Consider the following 25,617-nt stretch of genomic DNA (forward strand, 5'->3'; position numbering starts at 1 on the left):
AACTCCTCAAGTTGGGACCACGACCGTCAGCGCGGCCGGACGGATCCGGTAGCGCAGCGGAGTCGTCATGATGGTGACTTCGCCATCGGTAGCCACCCGCAAACGCGTGTGGCGGGTGGCGATCTCCATGTTTTCCACAGAGAGCACGTCGAAATCGCGCTCCTGCGCCAGGCTGCCCCACAAGGCGCTCCAGCCCAGCCGCAGCAAGCCCAGGCGGCCGGGGCGCTGCGCCACGTACAGGCTCAGCTTGCCGCCGTCGAGGCGCTGGCGTTCGCCCACGCTCAAGCCCTGCATCGTGTATTCGTTATTGCCGATGAACACAAACGGCGTGCGCCGCGCATGCTCGTCGTCGCCCACTTTCAGGCGCAAGCTCAGGAAGGGATAGCGGCGCAGCGCGGTGAGCGTGGCCCAGCCGGCCGCCAGCCACTTGCCGCGTCCCAGCCGGCGCTGCTGCTTTTCGCGGTCGCGCACGATGTCGGGATACAGCCCGAGGCTGGAATTGTTCAGGAAAATCGTGCCGTTCACTTCGCCCACGTCGACCTTGCTGCGCCGCCCCTGCGCCACGTTGCGGATGGCGTCGTCGAGCGCCAGCGGAATGCCGAGGTCCTTGGCGAAGTGGTTCAGGGTGCCCATCGGCAGCACGCCGAACGCGACATCGCTGCCGACCAGCTGCGAGGCGACCGCGTTGATGGTGCCGTCGCCCCCGCCCGCCACCACGATCTGCTTGCCGGCCTCGCGCGCCGCCCTGGCCGCCCCGATCAACTCGCTGCCCCCGCGCGCCAGGGTCACGTCGGCCGCCATGCCGTGGGCGGCGAACTTGTCGCGCAGCTCGGCGGCACGGCCGTCGTCGTGGCCGCTGCCGGCGCTGCCGTTGATGATGACGGCGATCGGGATCATTCGCTGATCCGCGCGGCGCGCCGGCGGCGCAGGGTCGAGCAGGCGGTGATGCACACCGCCAGCCAGCCGCAGCCTTCGACCATGGCGCCGAGCACGTCGCTCAGGTAGTGGGCGCCCAGGTAGACCCGGCTCAGCGCCACCAGAGCGACCATGAGGCAGGCGAACAGCACCACCAGGATGCGCACCTTCCAGCGCGGCACCGTGCACACCAGGTAAGCGGCCAGCACGCCGTAGAACACGGTCGCGCCGAGCGTATGGCCACTGGGAAAGCTGTAAGTGGCCAGGGTCAGCAGCGGCTCGTCGAAACTCGGCCGGGCGCGCTGGAAAATATATTTGAGCAGCACGTTCAGCAGTTGCCCGCCGGGCACCGCCAGCACCAGGCAGATCAGCCAGTAGCGCGCCTTTTTCAGGTAGAAATACAAGCCCAGCGCACTGGCCATGAGCAACACCCCGAGCACGTCGTGGGTGTGGGTGATGAACAGCATGGGATCGGTCCAGATGCTGTTCTTGTGGCTGTGGAACCAGTCGGCCAGAAAGGCGTCGAGCTCGGTGATGTCGTCGTGCGAGACCACGTCGGCGGCCAGGTTGCCGAACACGGCGGCGGCGAACATCATCAGGATGGCGCCGATGGTGACATGCAGGCCGAGTTCGCCTTCTGGACTGAGGCGGGCGACGACGAAACTGCGGACACGCGGAGGGACTTTGATCACGATGACGATGGACGATTGGTCTCGGCCGGCACCAGCGGCACGGCAACGTTTGCAATCTTACATGAGGGGCCGTGCTTCGTAGCGCACAGACCGCCATTGCTGCCCTGCGCGCCTATTCCAGCGTGTTGACCAGCTCCAGCAGCGCGGCGTGGTCGAGCGGCTTGTTGAGGAACGCGGTCGCGCCCTGGCGCAAGGCCCAGACGCGGTCCGACTCCATATCCTTGCTGGTAAGCAGGATCACCGGAATATGCCAGGTCGCTTCGTCGCTGGTGATGGCGCGCGTGGCCTGGAAGCCGTTCAGGTTGGGCATGACCACATCCATGACGATCAGGTCCGGCAGCTCGCTGCGCGCCATGGCCACCGCTTCGCGGCCGTCGGTGGCGAGGATGACGCGGTGCCCGTGCAGGGTCAGCAATTCGGAAACGATCAGGCGCTGCACCAGCGAATCGTCGACGACGAGGATTTTTTGACTAGCCATGACAAATCATTTCAGTGTGCGGAAGGGGCGGGCGCCAGCGCCTCCGCGGCTTTGTGCTCGGGAAAATAGCGCCAGTAAAAGGCGTGCGGCTGCAAGCCGAATTGGGTCTGCAGTTCCTGGCAGAGAATGGTTTCGGCCAGGTAGAGTGCCTTGAGGTTGGTGGTGCGGCTGATGGTCACGTACACCCGCAGCGTCTTGGTCGAGCTCGAATGATGCAGTTCCATTGCGGTCACGTCGAATTCCATGCTGCGCAGCTTGTGCCGGATGTGGCGCGCCACCTCCTTGCGCAAGGAGTTGTACAGCGCCGCATCGAACGCCTTTGGGTCAGGCATAAAGAGAACCCCAATCAATGAACGCGCCGCAACAGGCCTGGAGGCCTTGCCGGCTGCATAAAAACCGTTTTTCCCGGTTCCATCGTGCATGGACGTGACACTTGGAATCATACGCCAGATCACATGCGGCAACAGCCGGGGTGCGCGCAGTATCGCCGCGACTTGCACAGGAGTCAATCGAAATGTTGCTGCGCGCCAAATGTCAGGCCGGGCGCCGTACCGGACGCCGATACCGGACGCCGATACCGGCACGCGCTTTCTTGAGCAAGCGCACGCCCGCCAGTCCAGCCGCATCAAGCCGCGCCGCGATGGCCTTCAATCCTGTTGCGGGATCGACCCGGATCAAACCCGGCGCCGGGAACTCTTACAAACTCGGCAGGAAAGCAGTCCCCTTCCCTTGCCGCCGGAGATCCCAGTGCGAAGCCACCGCGTATTGACCCTGCTGTCGACCCTGCCGTTCGCCCTGGCCATGCTGTGGCCGCCGCATGCGCCGGCCGCGCCGCTGAGCATCACGCCCGCCGTCCTCGGCGTCACCCTGGCGCCCGGCTCCGGCTGGGACGCCCGCGGCACGATCACCAACCTGAGCGGGGTCGACCTGCTCGCCACCGAGATCTTTCTTGAGTTCAGCGGGTATCCGCATGCCGTGCTGGCGCCCCGGCAACTTCTCGGCGGGATTGAATTTACCATCGGCAACCGCACGGTTTCCGAGCTGACCGGCCTGTTCCACGTCGACATCCTGGCGGACGCCATCGGCGGCCTGAGCTACTCGCTGGACGTGTTCGCGGTCGACGTGCACGGCAACTTCAGCGAGCAGGCGACGTATTCCTTCCTGGTCGCCGCGGCGCCGGCGGCGCTGCCGGAACCAGCCACGCCGGCGCTGCTGGCCGCCGCGACGCTCGCGCTGCTGGCCGCAGCCTGGCCGGCGCGGCGCCGCGCGCCGCATCGCAACGATTACGGAGGCTGACATGGCAAGTTCGCCAGCCACAAACAAAGTCATCCTCGGCGAGCCGGGGATCGAACATGTCGACCGCCAGCTATTGCTCAACCTGCACATCATGAACGTGGGCGAGGCGCCGCTGAGCAATCTGCACATCACCGCCATGACGCTCGGCAAGGCACGCCGCACCAGCCCGCCCGGATTTCCCATCGTGATCGATCTGATCGGCGCCAGTGCCACCGGGCATGTCACTGCACGTTTTTCGAGCGCGGGGCTGACGCCGGGCGGCAAGGAACTGTTCACCCTGAGCGGTACCTACACGGTGGGCGGCCTGGCTTACGGGCTGAGCCTGAACCGCTTCATCCGCCTGCCCGCCGCGACCGCGCCCGCGCTGCCGGGCCTGCATGCGCGGGTGGAATCGTCGCAACGCGCCAACCACTGGAATTACGCCCTCTTCAACGACGAAGCGCCCGCCAGCCGCAGGGCGCTCGCCACCTTGTCCCTGTCGATCGCCGCGCCGGTGGCCGTTACCGGCATCCCGCCCGGCTGGGCGGTGGAAACCGACGGCCGCAGCTTCGTGCTGTGGTACGCCGCCGACGACGCCCCACCCTACCCGCACCAGGTAGCGCCGGGAGCCGCGCTGGCCGGATTTCAACTGATGAGCGCTCGCACCCGCTCCGAAGCCGCTCCAGCCGCGCTGACCTCGTGGAACCACGCCAGCGACGAGGCCGGACCGGTGGTGTCCGACTACGTGCTCACGCCGTACCGGTTTGCCTGAATGACTTGAATGCGGGAGACAAGCATGGATGCCTATCGTTCGGCCCTGTCGGCACTGGCGCGCCGGGTGCGCGCGCAGGGACCAGCGGCCGCGCCCGCCCGCCCGCTCGGCGCGGATCACGGCTTCGACCATTTTTCGCGCGCGCTGGGAAGCCAGATCGGGCGCCGCGACGTGATCAAAGTGGCGCTGTCCGGCGCAGTGTCGGCACTGCTCGGAGGGATCGGCATGAAGCAGGCGTGGGCCGCCGCCAACTGCCTGTGCGGACGCCAGTTGTACGACGTGGCGACGCAATGCTGCACCCCGTCCGGCGTGCGGCCCAAGCATCCGCTGGCGGACCTGGCCGCCTGCCCCGACCGGGTCGCGCATCCGGGCCATGTGTGCCGTCCGAACGGCTGCGGCGCGGCGGGCGGGCAATCTTTTCCGTCCGCGTTCGGCGCGGCGCGCTTCGGCGCCTGCTGCGACAGCCACGACTGCTGCTGGGGCAACTGCAACAGCCAGCGCGACAGTTGCGACGGCAACTTCCACGACTGCCTGCGCGCCTCGTGCGAGGCGGCGTATCCGCCGCGCATCAATGTGCTCGGGCTCGACAGCAACCGGATCCGGCGCGCCTCCTGCCGCGCCACCGCGCGCACCTATTTCGAAGGCGTCCAGTCCGGCAGATGGGGCACGCCCGCCTATGTGGCGGCGCAACAGGCGGCCTGCGACTGCTGCGCCGCACAAGCGTGCAAGACGTGCCCCGGCGGCAGCTGCGAGGCCTTGCCGAGCTGCGAAGATCCCGGCTGCGTGTGCTTCCAGACCATCGAAGGCAGCGGCTTCTGCCATGCGCCGCAAGCCTGCGCAGGCTTGTCGGGCTGCGCCTCCAGCGCCAGCTGCCCTCCGGGCTGGGCCTGCGTCAGCGTGACCTGCTGCGGCGGCAATCCAGTCTGCATCCAGCCCTGCGTCGCCGCCAGCGGGGCGCGCGTGGCGCCGTTCGCCGCCGCGCCGCCTTCCGGAGGGGCGAACACCGCCCGCAGGCACTGAACGCTGGCCGGACGCGGCGCCATGCACTTTGCAGTCAATCACGGAGGTTGTCGATGGATATCCTGTTCGTCGCATGCGGCATCACGGTGGTGCTGGTCCTGGCGCTGGCCGGCTTTTCCAAACTCGGACACGCCGAAGACACCGCCAGCGCCATGCAGGCGTTCGGATTGCCGCCGCGACTGGCGCACTGGGCGGCGCCCCTGCTGCCGCTGGCGGAGCTCGGCATCGCCGCCTGCCTGCTCGTCCCGGGTCTGGCCTGGGCCGGGGCGCTGGCGGCGACCGTGTTGCTGGCGCTGGTGACCACGCTGGTGACGTTCGCGCTGCTGCAAGACAAGCATCCCAGCTGCAATTGCTTCGGGCAGGTGCGGTCCGCGCCGCTCGGCTGGGGCGTGGCCCTGCGCAGCCTGCTGCTGACCCTGTGCGCCGCCCACCTGCTCCTGGCCGGGAACCCAGGCCTGGAACAGGGACTCCTGAGCGAGGCCGGCCGTGTCGCGGCCGAGCTCGGCACAGTCGTGCTGGCCTCGCTTGCCGCCACCTGCGCGATCCTGCTGCAAGGCTGGCTGTCGCTCAACCTGGTGCGCCAGCAAGGGCGCCTGCTCCTGAAAATCGACAATCTGGAGCATCGCCTGGCGGCGGCCGGCATCCCGGCAAGCGCGCCCGCGTGGCCGAGCGGCCCGGCGCCCGGGTTCGATGCCGTCACCGTGGCCGGGTCGCGGGTGTCGTCGGCCACGCTGCTGGGCGGCGGCACGCCCGCGCTGCTCCTGTTCGTCAGCCCCGACTGCGCGCCGTGCGCGGATCTGCTGGCGGCGCTGCCGGCGTGGCGCGGCGCCCAGGATGCCGGCGAGCGGCTGGTGATCGTCAGCAGCGGGACGGCCCAGGCCAACCGCGACCAGCTCGGCAGCATGCTGGGCGACGACGCCCTGCTGCAGCGGGAACGGGAAATCAGCGCGCTGTTCGGCGTCATGGCCACCCCCAGCGCCGTGCGGATCGACGCCGGCGGCGCCATTGCCGCCCCGCTGGCCGTGGGCCGCGACCAGATCCTGGCGCTGGCGCGGGGCGCCGCTTGCGGGCGGACCTGAGGGGCTCGCGAGCCCGATGCTCCAAAACGACAGACAACTGTTTATTTATACAGTCCTGTGGTTTCATACAGTAGTTGTGCTATTCTTGAATCACTCGATCAACGCAAACCCATAAAGGAATTTGTCATGACACCACTGAACGGCAACTTCGGCCTCGAATACGCTCCAACCCCATTCATGTTGCGCCTCGGCCGCCGCGAAGTGCTGGTCACGCGCGATTTCCGCAAGCGTTTCTACACGGTCAATCCGATCATCGAATGCGACACCGGGGTCGAACCCGGCCACATCGAAGTGCTGCTGATGCGCCGCTGGCTGCTGATCCTCTCCAAGGCACATTAAACGCATATGCAAAGCTGATTTAATTCGTGTTCTTTCCGGTGGGTGGCATTTAAGCTGAGTGCTCCCGAACTTCCCGCCGAGAGAGCCCGCCATGCTGTTAAAAACAACAAGCCAGTCACTGATCGCACTGACCCTGCTGTCACAAGCTGCCATCGCCGCTGACGTCACCTTGCTCAACGTGTCGTACGATCCGACCCGCGAGCTGTACCAGGACGTCAATACCGCGTTCGCCAAGCAATGGAAAGCCAAGACCGGCGACAACGTCACGATCAAGCAATCGCACGGCGGTTCGGGCAAGCAGGCCCGCGGCGTCATCGACGGGCTGGAAGCGGATGTGGTCACGCTCGCGCTGGCCTACGACATCGACGCCATCGCCGAACGCGGCATCCTCTCGCCGCAGTGGCATAAGCGCCTGCAGCACAACAGCGCCCCGTACACCTCGACGATCGTGTTTTTGGTGCGCAAGGGCAATCCGAAAGGCATCAAGGATTGGAACGACCTGGTCAAGCCGGGCGTTGCCGTGATCACCCCGAACCCGAAGACCTCGGGCGGCGCACGCTGGAACCACCTGGCGGCCTGGGGCTACGCCCTGCGCCAGCCGGGCGCGACCGAAGCGACGGCCAGGGAATTCATCAGCAAGCTGTACAAGAACGTGCCGGTGCTCGATTCGGGCGCGCGCGGCGCCACCACGACCTTTGTCGAACGCGGCATTGGCGACGTGCTGATCGCGTGGGAAAACGAAGCCCTGCTGGCGATCAAGGAGCTCGGCCCGGACAAGGTCGACATCGTTGCGCCATCGCTCAGCATCCTGGCGGAGCCGCCGGTGTCGGTGGTCGACAAGGTGGTGGACAAGCGCGGCACGCGCAAGGTGGCGCAGGCGTATCTGGAATTCCTGTACACCGACGAGGGGCAGGAAATCGCGGCCAAGAACTATTACCGTCCGGTGGTGCCGAAGATTGCCGCCAAATACGCCACGCAGTTCCCCAAGGTCAAGCTGTTCACGATTGACGAAGCGGCGGGCGGCTGGACCAAGGCGCAGAAGGCCCACTTCGCCGATGGCGGTGTGTTCGATCAGGTTTATCTGACGGGCAAGAAGTAATCGCTGGCAAGGGGAATGCGGTGCCTGGATAGCGCGGATCGGCTCACGTTCGCATAAGGAACGTTGCCCTTGCACCATCGCGCCGGCAGCGTCGCCTCCGCACCGTCGCCCCTGCATCGTCACGCCGGCACCGCCACCCCTGCACCGCCACCCCTGCACCGCCGCCTGCCTGTTTCACCATCCCGCACCCACCCTGCATCAAGCCCTCAACCAAGGTATGATCGGATTGCCAGGAAACCAATCCCGGCCACACCGTAACTACGAGGAGACGTCAACGATGACCCGCATGACCGCTAACGATTTCGATCCCGAAGTGCTCAAGTTATTCGACCAGTATGTACACGGCCGGCTCGACCGCCGCGGCTTCCTGTCGCAGGCGGGCCGCTACGCGGTCGGCGGCGCCACCGCGGCCGGCATGCTCGCTGCCCTCTCTCCCAGTTTTGCGGCCCAGGTCGTCGCCCCCGCGGACCCGCGCATCAAGGCGAGCTACGTCGAGTACCCGTCCCCCCAGGGCTACGGCAAGTTGCGCGGCTATCTGGTCCAGCCCGCCAACGCCAAGGGCAAACTGCCCACCATCCTGGTGGTCCATGAAAACCGCGGCTTGAATCCGCATATCGAAGACATCGCCCGCCGCGTCGCGCTCGACAATTACATCGCCTTCGCGCCCGACGCCCTGTTCCCGCTGGGCGGCTACCCTGGCGACGAAGACAAGGCGCGTGAACTGTTCGGCAAACTCGACCAGACCAAGACGCGCGCCGACTTCGTCGAAGCGACCGCCATCCTCAAAGCCATGCAGGGCGGCACCGGCAAGGTCGGCGTGCTTGGTTTCTGCTACGGCGGCGGCATCGCCAACTACCTGCCGACCGTGGTCAAGCACCTGGCCGCGTCGGTGCCGTTCTACGGCGCCCAGACACCGGCCGCCGAAGTGCCGAAAATCAAAACGCCGCTGCTGATCCACGACGCCGAAAAGGACGAACGCATCCTGGCCGGCTGGCCCGCGTACGAAGCGGCGCTCAAGGCCAACAAGGTCGACTACCAGCACTATATCTATCCCGGCGTCGAACACGGCTTCAACAACGACACCACGCCGCGCTACGATGAAGCGGCGGCCAAACTGGCATGGCAGCGCACCATGGACTTCTTCAAGAAACACCTGGGCTGAGCCCACCGCAGCGCGGTGCGCCCCCGGCCCCGGCCGGGCACGCGGTCAGGGCCGGGCGCCCTTTTTGCCGCCCGGCGCCTGGCCCGGCGGCGCACTGGCCATGAATTCCAGATCGTCCTCGTCGAGCGGGACCGACGGAATCGATTCGATGTGGTCGACGTCGATGTCGGCGCCGTCGCGCACCACGGTATCGCGACCGGCGGCGGCGCGCTCGCCGGTGCCGCTGGCATCGGTATCGCTGTCGAGGCCGGGGTCGCCGATGTCCGGGCCGGCGCCACGCGCGCTGCCGGCGTCGAGGTCGGACGTGGTGCCGCTGCCGAGGTCGAGCACGTCTTCTTGCGACATGCCGGACGCGCCGACCAGGTCGCTGCCGCTGTCGGACGAATCGCTGGGGCCGAGGGCGCCCGTGCCATGGCCGGTGCCGAGCGTGCGGTCGGGAGTTTCTGGGAAGTTATCGGGGTCGAGCGTGCTGGTGCCTGTCATGGTGCCTCCGGAACGAATGGATGGTATGTGATGACAGCGTAACTAAAATCGCAAGATGGTGTCGCACGGACAAGGTTGATAAAGTTTGGCGGGAGCGCAAATAGCGCTATCTTAAGAGCCGTCACCCCCGCGCCAAGGCGGCCCTCGGCGCGGGTGACGGCTCCAAGGCTATCAGATCAGCCCTGCGGATCACCCCTGCGGCGTCACCGCCGGGCGCCAGTTCATGCGCTCGGTGATATCCATCCCGATCCCGCGGTAACCCGTGAACCGGCTCGAGGTATCGAACATCGGCTCGCCGCTCACTTGCAGGTATTGCACGCTGCCATCGGCGCGCGTGCGGGTAAAAATGAAATCAAGGAACGGCGTGCGGCTGGCGATGTTTTCCTGCAGCTCGGCACGTTCGTCCGCGTTCCAGCCACCCTCGCCCTCGCCTTCCGCGCCGATCCCGAGCATTTCGCTGACCGGCCCGGAAAACCGGGTCAGCTGCCCCTGCGCATCCTGCTCCCAGTACCAGTCCGACGACAGCTCGGTGAAGCGCTGGAAACGCGCTTCGCTCGCGCGCAGCTCGGCCGTGCGTTCGAGCACGGTCTGCTCCAGCTGGCGGTTGTAGTCGGCCAGGCGGCGGTACAGCAGCCGCACTTCCAGCATGTTGTGGATGCGCGTCTGCACCTCGATCAGGTCGAACGGCTTGCTGACGAAATCCTTGGCGCCGGCCTTGAGCGCGCGCAGCTTGTGTCCGGGCTGGGCGGTGATCACCAGTACCGGCAGGTAGCCGCCCTGTTCGATCTCCTTGAGTCCTTCGATCACCTCGAATCCGTCCATCTCCGGCATCTGCAAGTCGAGCAGAATCAGGTCGTAGCCGTGTTCGGCGTGCGCGGCGCAGACGGTGCGCGGATCCTGGGTCGTCGAAATGTTGACGTAACCCGCGTTACGCAACATTTGTTCAAGCAGCATCACGTTCGCTTCCTGATCATCGACGATCAGGATGTTGCCGCTCAGGATTTCAGAAGGGTCAAGCATGTGGTTCTTTCAAAGTAGTGCCGGGTGCGACAGGGTCGGCGAGGCTTTGTTCGGCCGCGTGCCGCATGGCCAGGTCGAGCGCATCCATGAATTCGCGTACGCGGATCGGCTTGGTGAGATACTGGAAAAATCCCGCTTCCAGTCCCTTTTCTATGTCGCGCGGCATGGCGTTGGCCGACAGCGCCACCACCGGAATGTGCGCCGTGCCCTTGTCTTCGCGCAGGATCTTGAGCGCGCCGTAGCCGCTCATGCCGGGCAGGTTGATGTCCATCAGGATCACGTCCGGCTTGCAGGCGCGCGCCATTTCCACGCCGTGATAGCCGTCCACGGCGGTCAGCAGTTGCAGGTCGCCGCGGCGCTCCATCAATTGCTCCACCAGCGCCAGGTTGGCCGGGTTGTCTTCCACGTACAGCAGGGTCGGCTGCTTGCCGGTGCTGCGCGAGGCGGCCAGGCGGTCGCGCGCCAGGTCGTCGTCGTGCTCCAGCGCCAGCGCCGGTTCGGCGGCGCTGGCGAATTCGACCCAGAACACGGTGCCCGAGCCGACCGTGCTGTCGACGCCGATGCGGCCGTCCATCAGCTCGACCAGGCGCTTGGTGACCACCAGTCCGATGCCGGTGCCTTCTTCGGCACTGTTTTCCTGGCCGAGGCGGTTGAACGGCTGGAACAGCTGCGCCACCTGCGAGGGCGCCAGGCCGGCGCCGGTGTCTTCCACGCTCACGCGCACGCGGCCGTCGGCCACCAGGTCGCAGGTCACGCTGACCGAGCCGCCTTCGCGGTTGTATTTGATGGCGTTCGACAGCAGGTTGATCATCACCTGTTTCACGCGGGTGCGGTCGGCGTGGATGAACAGCTGCTTGCTGACGACCGGGAAATGCAGGCCCAGCTTGCGGGTGGCCGCCTGCGGGCTGATCATGCCTTCGCAGTCGGTCAGCACGTCGCCGAGCGACATCGACTCTTGCGACATCGTGACTTTGCCCGACTCGACCATCGCCAGGTCGAGGATTTCGTTGATCAGGCGCAGCAGGTACCAGCCGCCCTTGAGGATCTGGTCGATCGAGCGCTGCTGGTGCGGCGCCGGCGGCGGCACGTCGGACGCCATCAGCTGGGCAAAGCCGAGCACGGCGTTGAGCGGGGTGCGCAGCTCGTGGCTCATCGAGGACAGGAATTCGGACTTGGCGCGGTTGGCCTTGTCGGCCGTGGCGCGCGCGCTTTCCAGCTCGACATTGGTTTCCTGCAGCGCGTGTTCGAACTGCTTGCGCTCGGTCACGTCGCGCGCGGCGGCGAATACGCCCTGCAACTTGCGCTCGCGGTCGTAAAACGTGCTGGCACTGTACGACACCACCGTCCGGGTGCCGTCGCGCGCCACGGCGGTCAGCTCGACATTGGTGACCTTGCCTTCGCGCAGCACGCGCGTGACCGCTTCATGGGCCCGTTCCGGCTCCGAAAAATAGCTCTTGAACGGCGCGCCGATCAGTTCGTCGCGGGTGCAGCCGGTCAGCGCTTCCATCTGCTGGTTGACGTCGCTGATGATGCCGCGCGGATCGGTGGCGATCAGGGCGTCGGTATTCGATTCGATCAGCGAGCGCGTGTAGAACTGCTGGTCGCGCAAACGCTGGTCGAGCAGCGCCTGTTCGGCCTCGACCTGCTTGCGCGCGGTGTTGTCGCTGCCGATCAGCAGGTAGCCGATCACCGTGCCGGCGGCGTCGCGCAGGGCCGTGACCGACACCAGCGCCGGAAAGCGCGTGCCATCCTTGCGGATATAGGTCAGCTCGTAAATGTCTTCGATGCCGCGCAGGGCCTTGAACACCATCGATTCGAAGCCGGCGGCGATCGTTTCGCCCATTTCGTGGCTCAGTTCGGCTGCGCGCGATTCCAGTTCCTGGTGGTCGGAAATCTCGGCCGGAGTCAGCTTGTCGACCACTTCGGCGGCGGCGTAGCCCAGCATGCGCTCGGCGCCGACGTTGAAAATCTGGATCACGCCCTGGGCGTCGGTGGCGATGCTGGAAAAATTGGCGCTGTTGAAAATCGCGTCCTGCAGCGCGCCCGATTTAAGCAGCGGCACCGCGTGGCGCGCCCGTTCGTCCTCGGTGCGCATGCTGATGGCGCGCTGGACGCGCACGAACAGCAGCGCCAGGAAGATCAGCAGCAGGATGATGCTGGTCTTGATCAGGTTGACCGCGCCTTCCGAATCGACCGCGTAGTTCAGGGCGATGCCGCCGACCAGCAGCAGCACCGTCAGGGTGGCGCCGAAGCCGATCACCATCAGCCGTTCGACCGAGGTGTTTTGCATGAAGCCGGCGCTCATCCCAGGTTTCCCTGGCGGTGGCGCACGTCCGACAGCAGGCGTCCGAATTCCTTCTTGACGACCGCGTAGCATTCGCACACGTCGTCTTCCAGCCCGGCGCGGTCGAGCACGGTGATGTGGCCGCGCCGGTAGCTGATGTAGCCATAGCCCTGCAGGCGCCCGGCCGCTTCGGTCACACCCTCGCGCCGCACGCCGAGCATGTTGGCGATCAGTTCCTGCGTCATGGTCAGTTCGTTGGTGGGCAGGCGATCGAGCGTGAGCAGCAGCCAGCGGCACAGTTGCTGCTCGACCGAATGGTGGCGGTTGCACACCGCGGTTTGCGACATCTGGGTCAGCAGGGCCTGGGTGTAGCGCAACAGCAGGCGCATCACGTGGCCGCCGCGGTTGAATTCTTCCATCAGGATCGCGGCCGGCACGCGGTAGGCGTGGCCGCGTGTCTGCACCACGGCACGGCTCGGCGTGCTGTCGCCACCCATGAAGATCGACACGCCGAGCACGCCTTCATTGCCGACGCCGGCAATCTCGGACGAGCCGCCATTTTCGAGCAGATAGTGCAAGGACACGATCGCACTGGTCGGAAAATACAAATGATGCAGCTTGTCGCCCGATTCGGACAAGACGTCGCCAAGAAGCAGGGGAATCAGTTCGAGGTGCGGAGCAAGACGGTCGAATTCGGCGTCGAGAAGCGCAGCCAACAAGTGGTTCTGATTAGGGTCGTGCTTACTGGACATTGGAAACTGCCCCTTCTTCCAGTGAATACTGCGTTGAGTTAGTCCGACAGAATATCACGCAGTCATTCCTTGACGCAATTGTGTTCCATTTAGCACTACTCATCCGTACGGAAGCGTACATACAAACAACGGAAAGGCATATAGTGTAGTCATCCGGCCAACCAGGATCGTCGATCACCCGGATGCGTGCGCGCAGGAGGTTCGCCGATGGGAAATTTGCTACGCCGGGTTCGGATATCGGTATCGGTCTCAGCCGCGCTTGCGCTGCTGATCGGCCTCGGCTTGACCGCGCTGCTGTTCGCCTCGGTGCGGCGGGTGGAATCGCAGGCGCGCGCGCTCCAGTTCAAGCAGCATGCCACCCTGCGCATCAATGCCGTGTCCGGCGGCCTGTCGGACGCGATCGAGCAGCTGATGGTGGTCAACCAGCTGTTCAACACGGTCGGCGTGGTCAGCCGCGAACAATTCCATGCCTTCACCGCACCGTTGCTGGCGCGCTATCCCGAGCTGCACGCCCTCAGTTTCCAGCGCCTGGTGAGCGACGCCGGACGCCCGGCCTACGAAGCGGCCATGCGGCGGCGCGAGCCCGGTTTCTCCATCACCGAATTCGTCGACCAGCGCCAGCAGCCGGCGCGGCGGCGCGCCTATTACAACGTGGTCGAGTACATCGAACCGGCGGCCGGCAATGAAGCCGCGCTCGGGCTCGATACGGCGGCCCTGCTGACCTACGGCGACGCCCGCTCGCGTTCGCGCCGCAATGGCCGCGCCACCGCCACCGGCCTGCTGTCGCTGGTGCAGCAGCCGGGATCCGGCAAGGGTTTCCTGGTGCTCGCGCCGGTCTACCAGCGCCAGGCGCCGCAAGCGAGCAGCCGCCAGCGCGAGCAGGCCGTCATCGGCGAGACCGCCGCCGTGTTCCGGGTCGACCACCTGATCCAGACGCTGCTCGGCGCCGCCCGCCTGCTCGACCGGCCCGGCATGTCGATCAATATCTACGCCGCCGCCTCGGCGCAGCCGGCGCAACTGGCGTTTTCGAGCGGCGCGGCGCCGCCCCCGGCCGCCAGCGGCGCCAGCGCCCTGCTCCCGTCCTGGCTGCTATACGACCACCCGCCCCCGGTGGCCACCGTGTTCTACGTGGCCGGCGAGCCATGGTTCATCGAGGTGGCGCAGCAACCGCGCTCCTTCGCCGACAGCCCGGCCGGCTCCTGGTACGCGCTGCTCGGCGGCATGCTCTCGAGCCTGCTGGCGGCCGCGTACATCTACAGCCTGGTCTCGCGCCGCTCGATCATCGAGCGCGTGGCCGGCGAGCGCACCGCCGCGCTGCAATTTGCCAACCTGCGCCTGTCGGAAGACCTGGCCTTGCGCAAGCGCACCGAAAGAGCCCTGCGCCTGCGCGAAAAAGTCATCGAGGTGTCGGCCAACGCGGTCATCATCTGCAATGCCGAGGGGCCCGATTACGCCGTCGAATACGTCAATCCGGCGTTCGAGGCGATTACCGGCTACAGCGCCGCCGAAGTGATCGGCAAGAGCCTCAAGTCGATGCAGGGCGCCGGCCACGACCAGCAGAACATCGCCGAAATCAGCGCCGCCCTGCGCGAACAGCGCGAAGGCCACGCCGTGCTGCGCAATTACCGCAAGGACGGCAGCGGCTACTGGAACGACCTGTTCATCGCTCCGGTGCGCGACGACGCCGGCCTGATCAGCCATTTCGTGGTGGCCCAGTACGACATCAGCGCGGTGATGCGCTTCGAGGCCGAGCTGCAATACCAGGCCGGCCACGACGCCCTGACCGGGCTGGCCAACCGCCACCTGCTGGCCGAACGCTTGTCAAGCGCGATTGCCGACGCCGCGCGCGCCGGCGCCGGCCTGTGGGTGGTGTTCGTCGACCTCGACCGCTTCAAGTTCGTCAACGACACGCTCGGCTTGCCGACGCCGCGCGCGCCGGCGCCGGCCTGTGGGTGGTGTTCGTCGACCTCGACCGCTTCAAGTTCGTCAACGACACGCTCGGCCACGAAGCCGGCGACGCCATGCTGCGCGTGCTGGGCGAGCGCCTCAAAAGCGCCGTGGGCGAGGCCGACACGGTGGCGCGCATGGGCGGCGACGAGTTCGTGGTGGTCCTGCCGGGCGACCCGGGCACGGGCGCCGGCTTGCGCGTGCTGCAACGCATCACCGAAGTCATCGCCGAACCGCTGCTGATCCAGGCGCATGAGTTTTTTGTCACATGCAGCCTGGGGGTGGCGGTGTATCCGGACGACGGCGCCACGGCCGAGACCCTGACCAAGCATGCCGACATCGCCATGTACCGGGCCAAGGAACTGGGCCGCAACAACTACCAGTTCTATTGCCCGGCCATGAATGCGCGCACCCTGGAACGCCTGCGCATCGAGGCCGACCTGCGCCACGCGCTCGAACGCAGCGAACTGGTGCTGCATTACCAGCCGCAGATCGACGTGGCCAGCGGCGGCATCGTCGGCATGGAAGCGCTGCTGCGCTGGGAGCACCCGGTGCTGGGCTTGGTCTCGCCGCTGCGCTTCATCGGCCTGGCCGAAGAAATGGGCCTGATCATCCCGATCGGCGCCTGGGTGATCCGCACCGCCTGCCGCCAGAACATGGCGTGGCAAAAAGCCGGGCTGGGCAAGCTGCGCATGGCGGTCAACCTGTCGGCGCGCCAGTTCACCGGCAAGGACTTGCTGCAATCGGTGGCCGATGCGCTGGAAGAAAGCGGGCTGGCGGCGCGCTACCTGGAGCTGGAATTGACCGAAAGCATGGTCATGAGCGACGTCGACAGCGCCATTACCATCCTGCGCAGGCTCAAGGAGCTGGGCGTGCACATTGCCATCGACGATTTCGGCACCGGATACTCCAGCCTGTCGTACCTGCGCCGTTTTCCGATCGACGTGCTGAAAGTCGACCAATCCTTCGTGGCCGATATATCGCTCGGGGCCGACGGGGCCGCCATCGTGGTGTCGATCATTTCACTGGCGCACAGCCTGCGCCTGAAAGTCATTGCCGAGGGGGTGGAAACAGCCGAACAGCTGGCCTTCCTGCGCGAGCATGGCTGCGATGAGGTCCAAGGCTATTTCTTCAGCCGCCCGGTGGGCGCGCTGGAATTCGAACATTTGCTGGCGCAACGCAGCTGCACGATGGCCTGAACGGCCTTGCGGCAGGGGCCGCGCGACGGGCGCGCGGCCTGCCTCTGAGGAACTGCTCAGAACGAGTGGCGCATGCCCACGTTCAGGGCCGACCAGCCCTTGCCGCCGTCGGGCGCGGTCATGGCCATGTAGCCGGGACCGGTGCGGTGTTTCACCAGCGAATAGGCGGCGTAGAAATCGGTACGGCGCGACACTTGGTAGGTGGCGCCGAAGGCCAGCATATCGACATCGCGGTTGGCGCGGTCGCGGTCGTTCTTGCGCACGAAGGACACCAGATAGGTCATGGCGCGCATCGGTACGGCCACGCCCACCAGCACGTCGCGGCTGTCGGTCGACGGGGTGCTGGCCATGGCGGCGCCATACGGATTGTCGGGATTCCACAAAGGCGAGTTGCCCCAGCCGCGGTTGGCGCTGTAGGCGGCGTACGCCTTCATGCGGCCCAGGTCGACATTGGCGGCGGCAATGGAATTCTTGGCATCCATGCGCACGCCGAGGGCGGTTGACGGCGCCACTTTGGCAACGCTTTTGTTCTGGTGCGCAAGGCGCAGGGTAAGCGGTCCGTCCGAGATGCCGACCGACAAGCCCCAGGCGCGGCCGTTCTGGCGGTCGCGCTCGAAGTTACCCAGCGCAATACCGCGTGGCTCGGTCATATCCTGCAAGCCCATGCGCTTGCCTGGATAGCCGAACACCCTGGTGGCGGTCTCCGGGCTGCCCGGTTCGAAGAGGTCGCTGACATCGACCAGGGACAGGCCGTGCTTCGCCTCGGTCCCGGCAATGGCGGCCCGGTACACGGAATTTTGTGTCTGAGCTTGCGCACCTGCTGCGCAGGCGCATAAGGCAACGATGGCTAGAGAAGATGTTTTCATGGCGGCACTCCGTACAATTGATTCTACGCTGATTAGGTTATCCTCCTGAAGGAATATTTGTTCTGTCCGTTACCCCACATAGCGCGCTATCATCGTCAATATCGTTTCGACCACCCGGCCCGACAGGACGTCTCAGTGACTATCAGAAGCACCAGCAGCAGCGCCAGCAGCGCCAGCAGCGCCAGCAGCAAAACATTCCGTTATCCCAAGATGCCAGGCACCTTGCGCGCCGATGTACTGGCGGTATTGCTGGCATCGGACGACATGACAGGGATTGAGAGTATTTTCGACCAAAGAAAGCAAAGCTTGAGCACGGTGATCCGTGCGCTGATCCGCAAGTACGGCTGGCCGATCGAGCGCAGGGACTTTCCGACCAACACGGCCGATGGCCGGGCCGGCTGGGCCTCGGTGTATTGCCTGCCGCAAGAGGTGATCGACGCGGCGCTGGCCGGGTCCGGACGCGACTGGCTGGAAGGCGTGCGGGCGGCGCAAGCGGCGCGCCGCCGCCGGCCCCTGCGCTCGCCGGCGAATGCGAAAAGCAAGGCCTCTGTCGCGCTCGACGAAGGCAATGACGCGTGCTGACAATGATGGAATGATCAAGGAAAGAAATGGGACCGGAAATTTACAAAGTCGCCAACATTGGCCGGGGAGTGCTGGCGGTGATGGCAAAACCGGTCGCGGGCGAATGGATCGGGGACGAGTTTTCCGGGATTGCCAGGTATGGCATCACGGAGATGGTGTCCTTGCTTGAACGACACGAAATCCGCGAACTGGGCTTGACCGGCGCGCCTGCGCTGTGCGCGTCCAACGGGATCGCTTTCACGTCGTTCCCGATTGCCGACCGCGGCCTGCCGGCCGCGCCGGGCGTGTTTGCACTGGTGCATGAGATCGGCCGCCGTATCGCGGATGGCGCGCATACCGTGATTCATTGCCGCGCCGGGATTGGACGCACCGGCTTGCTTGCCGCCGCCGTGCTGGTGCGGCACGGGCATGCGCCCGAGGCGGCGTTCAAGCTGGTGTCAAGGGCGCGTGGCGTGCAGGTGCCGGACACGGCCGAGCAGTTTGACTGGGTCGTCCAGCATCAACAACGTCTTCAATCGACCGAGTGACATTTTCGAGGCGGTGCACATACGAATTTGACAGAAACAACCTGGCACCCGCCTGTGGAGGCGACAGTGCCGAGGTGCCGCTACCCCAATGAAGCCTGGGCAGGCATCACCGCCGCAATGGCGTGGTCCACATACCCATCGGGCCGCACGACCAGCACCGCCACGCCTTCCAGTTCCGCCTCCCTTCCCGGCACCGCTGCCGTCACCATGTCCACCCAGCCGCCGTCCAGCGCGCCCTGCCAGCCAGTCTGCGCGCTCTCATCCACCCGCAACGCCACCCAGCGCCCGCCGGCCAGATGCCGGTACAGCGACGACGCCGTGCCGTCGGCATGCCGCAACGGCCAATCCGGCACCCGCCGGCCGGTCCAGCGCGCGCACGCCTCCCCGCCCTGCGGTGTGGGAAGCAACGCAGCCCGATAGCGAATGCCAAAGCCCGACAACTCGTGCGCGAGGGTGGCGTTCAGCTCCGGCCCCTTCATCAGCTCGCTGAGCGTCGCGCGCAGGGCCTGGCCCGCAGGGTCGAACGACTCCATCATCAGCGCGCTTTGCGCCAGGGTGTTGCGGTACAGCGCCGCCCCGACCGGATGGCGCTCGGCTTCATAACTATCGAGCAAGGACGCCATTCCGGACGCGCCAGCCCTGCCCCGCAACACCCCGGCCAGCTTCCAGCCCAGATTCATGGCATCTTGCATGCCCACATTCATGCCCTGCCCGCCGGCCGGCAAATGGATATGCGCCGCGTCGCCCGCCAAAAATATCCGCCCTTGACGATAAGACTGCGCCAGGCACGTTTGGTTCGAAAAACGCGACAGCCATTGCGGCGCATGCATGCCGAAATCGTCCCCTGCCACGCGCCGCGTTGCCGCCGCCAGCCCGTCCAGCGTCACCGGCACCTCCACCGGCACGTCGATCTCTTGCGCATCGACCACGATCACCCGGTACAGCTCGCCACCGAGCGGCACCACCATCAAGCCACCCGCCGGATTGCCCAGGCTTAATGCACGGCCCGGCGGTGGCGTGCTCAGCAGCACGTCGCCGAGCATCGCCGTCCTGGTTGGCGGCACACCATCGAAGGCGATGCCGGCCTGCCGGCGCACCAGGCTGCGCGCCCCATCGGCGCCGACCAGGTAGCGCGCCTCCAGCCGGAACGGCGTGCCGGCGCGCGTGCCCGCGACCCACACGCCCTCCTCGTCCTGCCCGGTCGATTCGACCGTCGCCCCCCGCCGCACATCCACGCCCAGTTCGCCGGCCCAGGCTTCGAGCAATTGCTCCGTCACGCTCTGGGGAATGAACAGGGTAAAGGGACAGCTGCTGTCGCAGGCGCTGAAATCGAGCCGGGTCGGCAGGCCGGCGAAGTGGCCGCTGGGAATCGGCATGCCGCGCGCCAGGAAGCGACCGGCCACGCCGCGCAGCGCCAGCATTTCCAGCGTGCGCCCGTGCATGGTCAGTGCGCGCGACTGCGGCACCGCCTCGGTGCGCCTGTCCAGCACCGTCACGCGCACGCCCGCCAGCGCCAGTTCGCACGCCAGCAACAGTCCGACCGGACCCGCTCCGGCTACGATTACCTCTGCATTGCTTGTCATCGCCATATAAGCTAACATCGTTAGGGGAATTGCAAAGGTAAGCCTAACAGCGTTAGTCTGTCAAGAAAAAAGAGGAAAATATGGGAATTTCACGCGAGGCGGTGATCGCCACGGCATTGGGTTTGCTCGATGAAGTCGGGCTGGAAGGATTGACGATGCGGCGCCTGGCCGACGCCCTCGGCATCAAGGCGGCGTCGCTGTACTGGCACTTCGCCAACAAACAGGTTTTGATGGATGGCATGGCCGACGCGCTGATGGCTGACGTTGCACCGCCGATGGCGCCGATCCTGGCCGACGGGACCGGCCCGGCCATCCCCTGGCGCGATGCCGTGGCCGGCACGGCGCGGGCGGTGCGCGCCGCCCTGCTCGCCCGGCGCGACGGTGCGCGTGTGTTTGCCGGCACCTACGTCGTCACCGACAACGTGCTGCGGGTGGCCGAGTCGATGATCGGCCCGCTGCGCGGGGCCGGCGCCGGTACCCGCATGGCGGGCTGGGGCGCATTCTCCATCCTGTACTACGTGCTCGGTTTCGTCATGGAGGAACAGGCGCTCGTCCCGTCCGCAGCCGCCCCGATCGACGCCCTGGGCCGCCGCGCTCCGTTCGAGGAACTGGCGTCGCAACGCTACCCGCACGTGCTGGCGGTCATGGAAGACCTGTTCGACCTCGATTTCGACGCCCGTTTCGAGGCCGGTCTGGACCTGATCCTTACCGGCCTGGAGGTCAAGATCGGCAGCGGCGCGACCTAGAACTCTTCCCACGCATCGGCGTCGGCGGCCGGCTTGGCGGCCGTCCTGGTGGCCGGCTTGGCAAGGCGGGTCGCGGGCTTGACGGCGGGTTTGGCGGCGACCGCAGGCACCGCCTTCGTGCGCGCAGGCGAACGCAGCCCCGCGCCGGACACCTGATCGCCATGCAGCTTGAACACGCTGACCGCCTCGGCCAGGTGCACGGCCTGGGTCTGCATGCTCGCAGCGGCGGCGGCGGCCTGCTCGACCAGCGCCGCGTTTTGTTGCGTGGCATTGTCCATCGCCACGATCGCCCCATTCACCTGGTTGATCCCGGCGCTCTGTTCAGCGCTGGCGGCGGCGATCTCGCCCATGATGTCGGCCACCTGGCGCACCGAGCCCATGATCTGCTCCATCGTCGAGCCCGCCTGATTCACCAGCTCGCTGCCGGTCTCGACCTTGCCCACCGAATCGTCGATCAGCGCCTTGATTTCCTTGGCGGCGCTGGCCGAGCGCTGGGCCAGGTTGCGCACTTCGGACGCCACCACCGCAAACCCGCGTCCCTGCTCCCCGGCGCGGGCCGCCTCGACCGCCGCGTTCAGGGCCAGGATATTGGTCTGGAATGCAATCCCGTCGATCACGCCGATAATATCGACGATCTTGCCCGAACTTTCGCGTATCGCCCCCATCGTGCCGACCACGTCGCTGACCACCCGGCCGCCCTTGTTGGCGTGCTCGGCTGCGGACACGACGAGCGTGTTGGCCTGGCGCGCATTGTCGGCATTCTGCTTGACGATCGAGGTCAGCTCTTCCATCGACGAGGCGGTTTCCTCCAGGCTGGCGGCCTGGTTTTCGGTGCGCGAGGCCAGGTCCATGTTGCCGGCCGCGATTTCCGACGAGGCGGTGGTGATCGTATCGGTGCCGCTGCGCACCGCGCCCACAGTGCGGGTCAGGCTTTCGACCATGTCTTTGAGCGCGCTGAGCAGGCGCCCGGTTTCATCCTGGCGGGTGACGACGATGCGGGTGGTCAGGTCGCCGCGCGCGACCGTCTCGGCCAGCGCCACCGCCTCGCCGATGGGAACCGTCACCGAGCGCGTGATCAGCCAGCCCGCCAGCGCCGAGACGGCGGTCGCCAGCGCCAGCAACAGCAACATCAATAGCGCGGCCGAGCTGGACGCGTCCGCCGCCTCCTTGCCATCGCGCGCCATCAGCCCCGTCTGGTATTTGAGGACCGCGTCGAGCCGTCCGAAGTACGCGTTCTGTATCGGAATGACTTCCTTGAACAGAAAGGCGACGGCGTCCTCGCGCCCGCCCTGCTCGAAGCGCTTGACCGCTTCCGAACGGAGCTGGAAATAGGCGTCGAAGGCCTTGCTCTGGTCCTGGAACAATTGTTTTGCCTCGTCGGACGCCATCATCGCGCCCAGTTTGGACGCCGCCTCGGCGCCGGTACGGTCGGCATCGAGCATGCTGCCCAACAAGGCTTTGGACTGGGCCGGATCGGGCGCCAGCATGGCGTTGCGCAGCGACTGGGCGCCACGGTTGGCGTAGCTGCGCATCACATTGGTCAGCTCGACCTGCACGTAGCGGTCGTTGACGATGTGGTCGGTCAGGGAACTGGTGTAGCGGATACGGTTGATGCCGAGCAGCGACATCACCAGCAGGATGCAAATCGTCAAGCCGAACCCGATTGCCAGGCGCGCACCAATTTTCAGATGGGAAAACATCACGACAATCTCCTCGACGAACGTTCACATGGCTAACCGATGAGAACGATTGTAAACCCGCAGCGTGCGCTATCGTCAAGGAGTGTTGTTAAGCGGCACATTATGTGCCGCTGCGATTTAGCGCTGGGCCGGAACGAACTCCTGCATCACGGCCTGGCGCAGCAAGGCTGGCGGCACCAGTCCCTGCGCCAGCACGAAGTCGTTGAACGCCTGGCGGTTGAATTTGCGGCGCAAGGCCACTTCGGCCGCCTGGCGCGTTTCCATCAGGCGCTGGTAACCGTAGAAATAGGACGTGGCCTGGCCCGGCGCGCGGAAGGTGTAGCGCTGCATTTCCTGGGTCGCCATGCCTTCCGACAAACCGACCTCGTCCATCAGGAAGGCTTTCACGCCTTCGGGCGTGATCTCGCCCAGGTTGACCATCGGATCGAGGAAGGCGCGGGCGGCGCGCTGCATGCGCGCCTGCAGGGCGAACAACTGGCCGTCGAGCGGCTCGTAGGGCTGCATTTCGGCTTCCGCATACAAGGCCCAGCCCTCGACGTTGACGCTGTTAAACGCGAACACCGCGCGCGCGGTCGACACGCCCGTTTCGATCATCTTGGCGAATTGCAGCTCGTGCCCTGGCCGCGCCTCGTGCGCGGTCAGGGTCCAGGTGGCGGCCTCGTGGGTAAAGTCGTCGAAGGCCAAGGTCTTGCCTTTGGCGTCGGGCGGCATGCCGGCGGTCAGGACGAACTCGCCGTATTCGCCGGTATTGCCGATCAGGCGTGGCGGATTCATGTGCGGAGCCGGCTGGGCGGCGCTTTCGGCCGTGCTGGCCATGCGGATCACCGCCTTGCGCTCCGGCAGCGACACGATCTTCTGCTCGCGCACGGCCGCCTCGATCTGGTTCAGGCGGTCGGCGTACAAAGGCATGACGCGCTCGGGTGCAATCTGCTGCTTTTTCAGCTCGGCCATGACGGCGCGGTAATCCGGATTGGCCAGCTTGCGCTCGCGCGCGACCAGGCCCGCCGTGATATTCATCTGGTTGCGGATTTCGGCAAACGAGGTCAGTGCCTTGGCCATCAATTCCTGCGGACTGATGTCGACGCCGAACTGGCGCAAGTTATTCGCATACACCTCGGCCGGCAAACGGTGGTCGGTACGCGCGCGCGGCAGGATCTGCTTCTTCACGTGCTCGTTGTAGGCGGTCAGCTGCGTTTCCAGCGCGGCAAAACTCGGTTCCCAGCCTTGCAGTTCGCTTTTCGCGAGCAGCTCCTTGATGCCCTTGATCAGGGTCGGGCTATCGTTGATCGCCTGTTCCACTTCATCCTTGAAAGGACCGATCAGGGTCTTGTTCGCTTTCAGGCGCTCCTGAAGGCGCTCGGCCGCCAGTTCGGTGGCCGGGCGATATCCCTTGACCAGGCCGGCGTATTTTTGCAGGCGAATCAGCAGCGTCTTCTGGCGTTCTTTCGGAATGCGCGGATCGAGCGTCTGGCGCACCACGCCGAACAGCTGCGCGGTCAGGTTATCGAAGGGGACAAAGTATTTGCGGTCCAGGGTCGCTGCGCGCATCTGGTCTTCGGCGCTGCCGATCAGAATATCGATATCCTGGCGGATCTTGGCGTCGGTCTCGCTCTTGCGGCGTTTTTGCAGCTCGGCGATGACGGCGCGGGTGTCCTTGTTGGTCTGCTCGAAGTGATCGCGCGAGAGATCGGTAATCTGCTCGTCGTAACCGTCGACGCCAAGGCCGCTGGCGCTTTCGGGCGCGTACTTGGCCATCACATTGAGTACCAGCTTGGCGTTGGCATTACTTTTGGCGACCCAGGCCGGTTCGGCGGCGGAAACAGCGGCGCACAGCGACAGCATGGCCAGCGCGACGGCGGCGCGGACGCTGCGAATGGGGGTATGAAACTTCGGCATGACGCTCCTTGTAGTTATGCATATGCGGCGCGGTCGATAACCGACCGGACGCGCGGAGCATAGTTTTACCAGATTGCGGCCGATTGATCAAAGCTTCCGAGGCCAACTATCCGGGAACAAGGTGAAATCCATCGCCATGCCTTGCTTTTCAGATTACAGCCTGCCGAATACCTCATCGAATGCGGCGAAGCTCCCTCGCTCGTTTCGGTCGAGCACCGCAAACGTGACGTGGCCGAACGCATTCTTGTAGCGCGGGTTATGCAGCAGGTGCGCCGCAAACCAGCCGGCCATGTCGCCGGGCAGGTTGCCGAACACGCCGCAGCCCCACGCGCCGAGAATCAGGTTGCCATGGCCGTGATGCAGGGCCAGCGCCAGCAGCTTGTCGATCCGCTCAAGCATGCACGATTCCACATCGCGCATGCGTTCCGGTTCATTGCGGGCCAGCGCGCCGCGATTGACGGCGGGCGCGGTGACGAAGCTCGCCAGATACGGCGCGTCGAGAAACCCATACGCGTCGTCGCGAAACACCGGCACCTTGGGCGAATAGATCATGTCGTCGTTGTAGATGCACGAGCGCAGCGCGCGGTTGGCGTTGTACATGTCCGTCATCTGCACAATGCACGCATACAGGCCGGACGACTTGGCAAGGTTCTCTTCCTGCGCTTCGGAGCCGCCCAGAAAACCGCCGCCCGGGTTTTTCGCGGAGGCGAAATTGAGGCACAGCGGATCCTTGTGTCCCGCCCCGACAATGCGCCGCGCGGCGGCCAGGCTCGACTCGTTGCGCACTTCGAACTGCGTGGCCTTCGTTTCGCCGGGAATCCGTTCCTGGCATAATTGCGCCAGGCTGTCGGACGAATAATGGCGCGACTGCGCCACGGCCAGCGCCAGCGCATCGGCGATCGACACGTCCTCCCCGCGCGCATTCTGGTAACTTCCGCGTTCCATGACCGCGAGGGTTTCTTGCGCAATCGATGCGCGACGATCTCGATTCATACTCATTGCCGTTCCTTTTTGTTTTTATGACTGCCATTGACTGATGCCCGCGCCGGCATTGCTGTGCCGTTCGCATCGCTCTAGCCTGGATGTTTCATAAACGTCATCCGCAATTCCGAATTGTCGCTCTCGACGCCGCTCGGTTCGAATTATCCTATTGTGGGCAATAGGCGCCCTACCCAATTGAACGGGGCAGGGTAAAGCGGCA

At 65.7% G+C, this 25,617-nt stretch carries 24 protein-coding genes and 1 pseudogene; 12 read left to right on the top strand and 13 right to left on the bottom strand.

Annotation, left to right across the window (positions count from 1 at the left end; translation table 11 throughout):
* Positions 1-6 precede the first annotated feature (6 nt).
* The 4 genes from F2P45_RS23645 to F2P45_RS23660 all read right to left on the bottom strand — a co-directional run bounded on the left by F2P45_RS23645 (position 7) and on the right by F2P45_RS23660 (position 2,417).
* Positions 7-897, bottom strand: a complete 891-nt coding sequence (locus tag F2P45_RS23645) for a diacylglycerol/lipid kinase family protein (protein ID WP_166880483.1) — start codon at positions 895-897, stop codon at positions 7-9.
* Positions 894-1,607, bottom strand: coding sequence for a phosphatase PAP2 family protein (locus F2P45_RS23650; RefSeq protein WP_370663304.1), 714 nt, complete (start codon positions 1,605-1,607; stop codon positions 894-896). Before F2P45_RS23650 ends, F2P45_RS23645 begins: the two co-directional genes overlap by 4 nt.
* 112 nt (positions 1,608-1,719) lie before the next feature.
* Positions 1,720-2,085 (bottom strand): response regulator, encoded by a 366-nt coding sequence (locus F2P45_RS23655; protein ID WP_166880485.1) that lies wholly within the window; start codon positions 2,083-2,085, stop codon positions 1,720-1,722.
* 11 nt (positions 2,086-2,096) lie between these two features.
* Positions 2,097-2,417, bottom strand: coding sequence for a hypothetical protein (locus F2P45_RS23660; RefSeq protein WP_166880487.1), 321 nt, complete (start codon positions 2,415-2,417; stop codon positions 2,097-2,099).
* Positions 2,418-2,832: 415 nt separating this feature from the next.
* Here F2P45_RS23660 and F2P45_RS23665 point away from each other — a divergent pair, with 415 nt between their 5' ends.
* From F2P45_RS23665 to F2P45_RS23695, 7 genes are all read left to right on the top strand, one after another.
* The gene (locus F2P45_RS23665; protein WP_166880489.1) at positions 2,833-3,381 is read left to right on the top strand and encodes a hypothetical protein; all 549 of its coding nucleotides are present in this window, start codon (positions 2,833-2,835) and stop codon (positions 3,379-3,381) included.
* A 1-nt stretch (position 3,382) separates the two neighbouring features.
* On the top strand, positions 3,383-4,132 hold the full coding sequence (locus F2P45_RS23670; RefSeq protein ID WP_166880491.1) for a hypothetical protein: 750 nt from the start codon (positions 3,383-3,385) through the stop codon (positions 4,130-4,132).
* 24 nt (positions 4,133-4,156) lie between these two features.
* On the top strand, positions 4,157-5,152 hold the full coding sequence (locus tag F2P45_RS23675; protein WP_166880493.1) for a phospholipase A2 family protein: 996 nt from the start codon (positions 4,157-4,159) through the stop codon (positions 5,150-5,152).
* 53 nt (positions 5,153-5,205) lie between these two features.
* Complete coding sequence (locus F2P45_RS23680; RefSeq protein WP_166880495.1) at positions 5,206-6,231, top strand: MauE/DoxX family redox-associated membrane protein; 1,026 nt, start codon at positions 5,206-5,208, stop codon at positions 6,229-6,231.
* Between the two features lie 126 nt (positions 6,232-6,357).
* Positions 6,358-6,570 (top strand): hypothetical protein, encoded by a 213-nt coding sequence (locus F2P45_RS23685; RefSeq protein ID WP_166880497.1) that lies wholly within the window; start codon positions 6,358-6,360, stop codon positions 6,568-6,570.
* A gap of 91 nt (positions 6,571-6,661) precedes the next feature.
* Complete coding sequence (locus F2P45_RS23690) at positions 6,662-7,669, top strand: sulfate ABC transporter substrate-binding protein (RefSeq protein WP_166880499.1); 1,008 nt, start codon at positions 6,662-6,664, stop codon at positions 7,667-7,669.
* 277 nt (positions 7,670-7,946) lie between these two features.
* Positions 7,947-8,831 (top strand): dienelactone hydrolase family protein, encoded by an 885-nt coding sequence (locus F2P45_RS23695; protein WP_166880500.1) that lies wholly within the window; start codon positions 7,947-7,949, stop codon positions 8,829-8,831.
* A gap of 45 nt (positions 8,832-8,876) precedes the next feature.
* Here F2P45_RS23695 and F2P45_RS23700 read toward each other — a convergent pair whose 3' ends face one another.
* From F2P45_RS23700 to F2P45_RS23715, 4 genes are all read right to left on the bottom strand, one after another.
* Positions 8,877-9,314: a hypothetical protein gene (locus tag F2P45_RS23700; RefSeq protein ID WP_166880502.1), complete on the bottom strand. Its 438-nt coding sequence runs from the start codon at positions 9,312-9,314 to the stop codon at positions 8,877-8,879.
* 189 nt (positions 9,315-9,503) lie between these two features.
* Complete coding sequence (locus F2P45_RS23705) at positions 9,504-10,334, bottom strand: response regulator (protein ID WP_166880503.1); 831 nt, start codon at positions 10,332-10,334, stop codon at positions 9,504-9,506.
* Positions 10,327-12,639, bottom strand: coding sequence for a PAS domain S-box protein (locus tag F2P45_RS23710; protein ID WP_441295250.1), 2,313 nt, complete (start codon positions 12,637-12,639; stop codon positions 10,327-10,329). Before F2P45_RS23710 ends, F2P45_RS23705 begins: the two co-directional genes overlap by 8 nt.
* Positions 12,636-13,370 (bottom strand): Crp/Fnr family transcriptional regulator, encoded by a 735-nt coding sequence (locus tag F2P45_RS23715; RefSeq protein ID WP_166880505.1) that lies wholly within the window; start codon positions 13,368-13,370, stop codon positions 12,636-12,638. The genes F2P45_RS23710 and F2P45_RS23715 overlap by 4 nt, the downstream gene beginning before the upstream one ends.
* 411 nt (positions 13,371-13,781) lie before the next feature.
* Between F2P45_RS23715 and F2P45_RS36385 the strand changes: the two are divergent.
* Together F2P45_RS36385 and F2P45_RS36390 are read left to right on the top strand one after the other, a co-directional pair.
* Positions 13,782-15,170, top strand: a pseudogene (locus tag F2P45_RS36385) (CHASE domain-containing protein); the annotation flags it as partial.
* Between the two features lie 155 nt (positions 15,171-15,325).
* Positions 15,326-16,516: a putative bifunctional diguanylate cyclase/phosphodiesterase gene (locus F2P45_RS36390; RefSeq protein WP_370663305.1), complete on the top strand. Its 1,191-nt coding sequence runs from the start codon at positions 15,326-15,328 to the stop codon at positions 16,514-16,516.
* 56 nt (positions 16,517-16,572) lie between these two features.
* Here the strand turns inward: F2P45_RS36390 and F2P45_RS23725 are convergent, their stop codons facing one another.
* A complete protein-coding gene (locus F2P45_RS23725; RefSeq protein ID WP_370663306.1) occupies positions 16,573-17,307 on the bottom strand; it encodes a porin in 735 nt (244 codons plus the stop codon).
* 210 nt (positions 17,308-17,517) lie between these two features.
* Between F2P45_RS23725 and F2P45_RS36395 the strand changes: the two genes are divergently transcribed.
* Positions 17,518-17,964 carry a hypothetical protein gene (locus tag F2P45_RS36395; RefSeq protein ID WP_229505254.1) on the top strand — a complete coding sequence of 149 codons (447 nt, stop codon included), beginning with the start codon at positions 17,518-17,520 and terminating at the stop codon, positions 17,962-17,964.
* A 26-nt stretch (positions 17,965-17,990) separates the two neighbouring features.
* Positions 17,991-18,491: a protein-tyrosine phosphatase family protein gene (locus F2P45_RS23735; protein ID WP_166880509.1), complete on the top strand. Its 501-nt coding sequence runs from the start codon at positions 17,991-17,993 to the stop codon at positions 18,489-18,491.
* 80 nt (positions 18,492-18,571) lie between these two features.
* Here F2P45_RS23735 and F2P45_RS23740 read toward each other — a convergent pair whose 3' ends face one another.
* Positions 18,572-20,080, bottom strand: a complete 1,509-nt coding sequence (locus tag F2P45_RS23740; RefSeq protein WP_223164816.1) for an FAD-dependent monooxygenase — start codon at positions 20,078-20,080, stop codon at positions 18,572-18,574.
* Between the two features lie 74 nt (positions 20,081-20,154).
* Here F2P45_RS23740 and F2P45_RS23745 point away from each other — a divergent pair, with 74 nt between their 5' ends.
* Positions 20,155-20,820: a TetR/AcrR family transcriptional regulator C-terminal domain-containing protein gene (locus F2P45_RS23745; protein WP_166880513.1), complete on the top strand. Its 666-nt coding sequence runs from the start codon at positions 20,155-20,157 to the stop codon at positions 20,818-20,820.
* Here F2P45_RS23745 and F2P45_RS37050 read toward each other — a convergent pair.
* From F2P45_RS37050 to F2P45_RS23760, 3 genes are all read right to left on the bottom strand, one after another.
* On the bottom strand, positions 20,817-22,520 hold the full coding sequence (locus F2P45_RS37050) for a methyl-accepting chemotaxis protein (RefSeq protein WP_166880526.1): 1,704 nt from the start codon (positions 22,518-22,520) through the stop codon (positions 20,817-20,819). The genes F2P45_RS23745 and F2P45_RS37050 overlap by 4 nt on opposite strands.
* Positions 22,521-22,637: 117 nt before the next feature.
* A complete protein-coding gene (locus tag F2P45_RS23755) occupies positions 22,638-24,416 on the bottom strand; it encodes a DUF885 domain-containing protein (protein ID WP_223164817.1) in 1,779 nt (592 codons plus the stop codon).
* A 153-nt stretch (positions 24,417-24,569) separates the two neighbouring features.
* On the bottom strand, positions 24,570-25,415 hold the full coding sequence (locus F2P45_RS23760; protein ID WP_166880515.1) for a TIGR02452 family protein: 846 nt from the start codon (positions 25,413-25,415) through the stop codon (positions 24,570-24,572).
* Positions 25,416-25,617: the final 202 nt, after the last annotated feature.

Source organism: Massilia mucilaginosa (genome assembly GCF_011682145.1).
GTDB lineage: Bacteria > Pseudomonadota > Gammaproteobacteria > Burkholderiales > Burkholderiaceae_D > Telluria_A > Telluria_A mucilaginosa.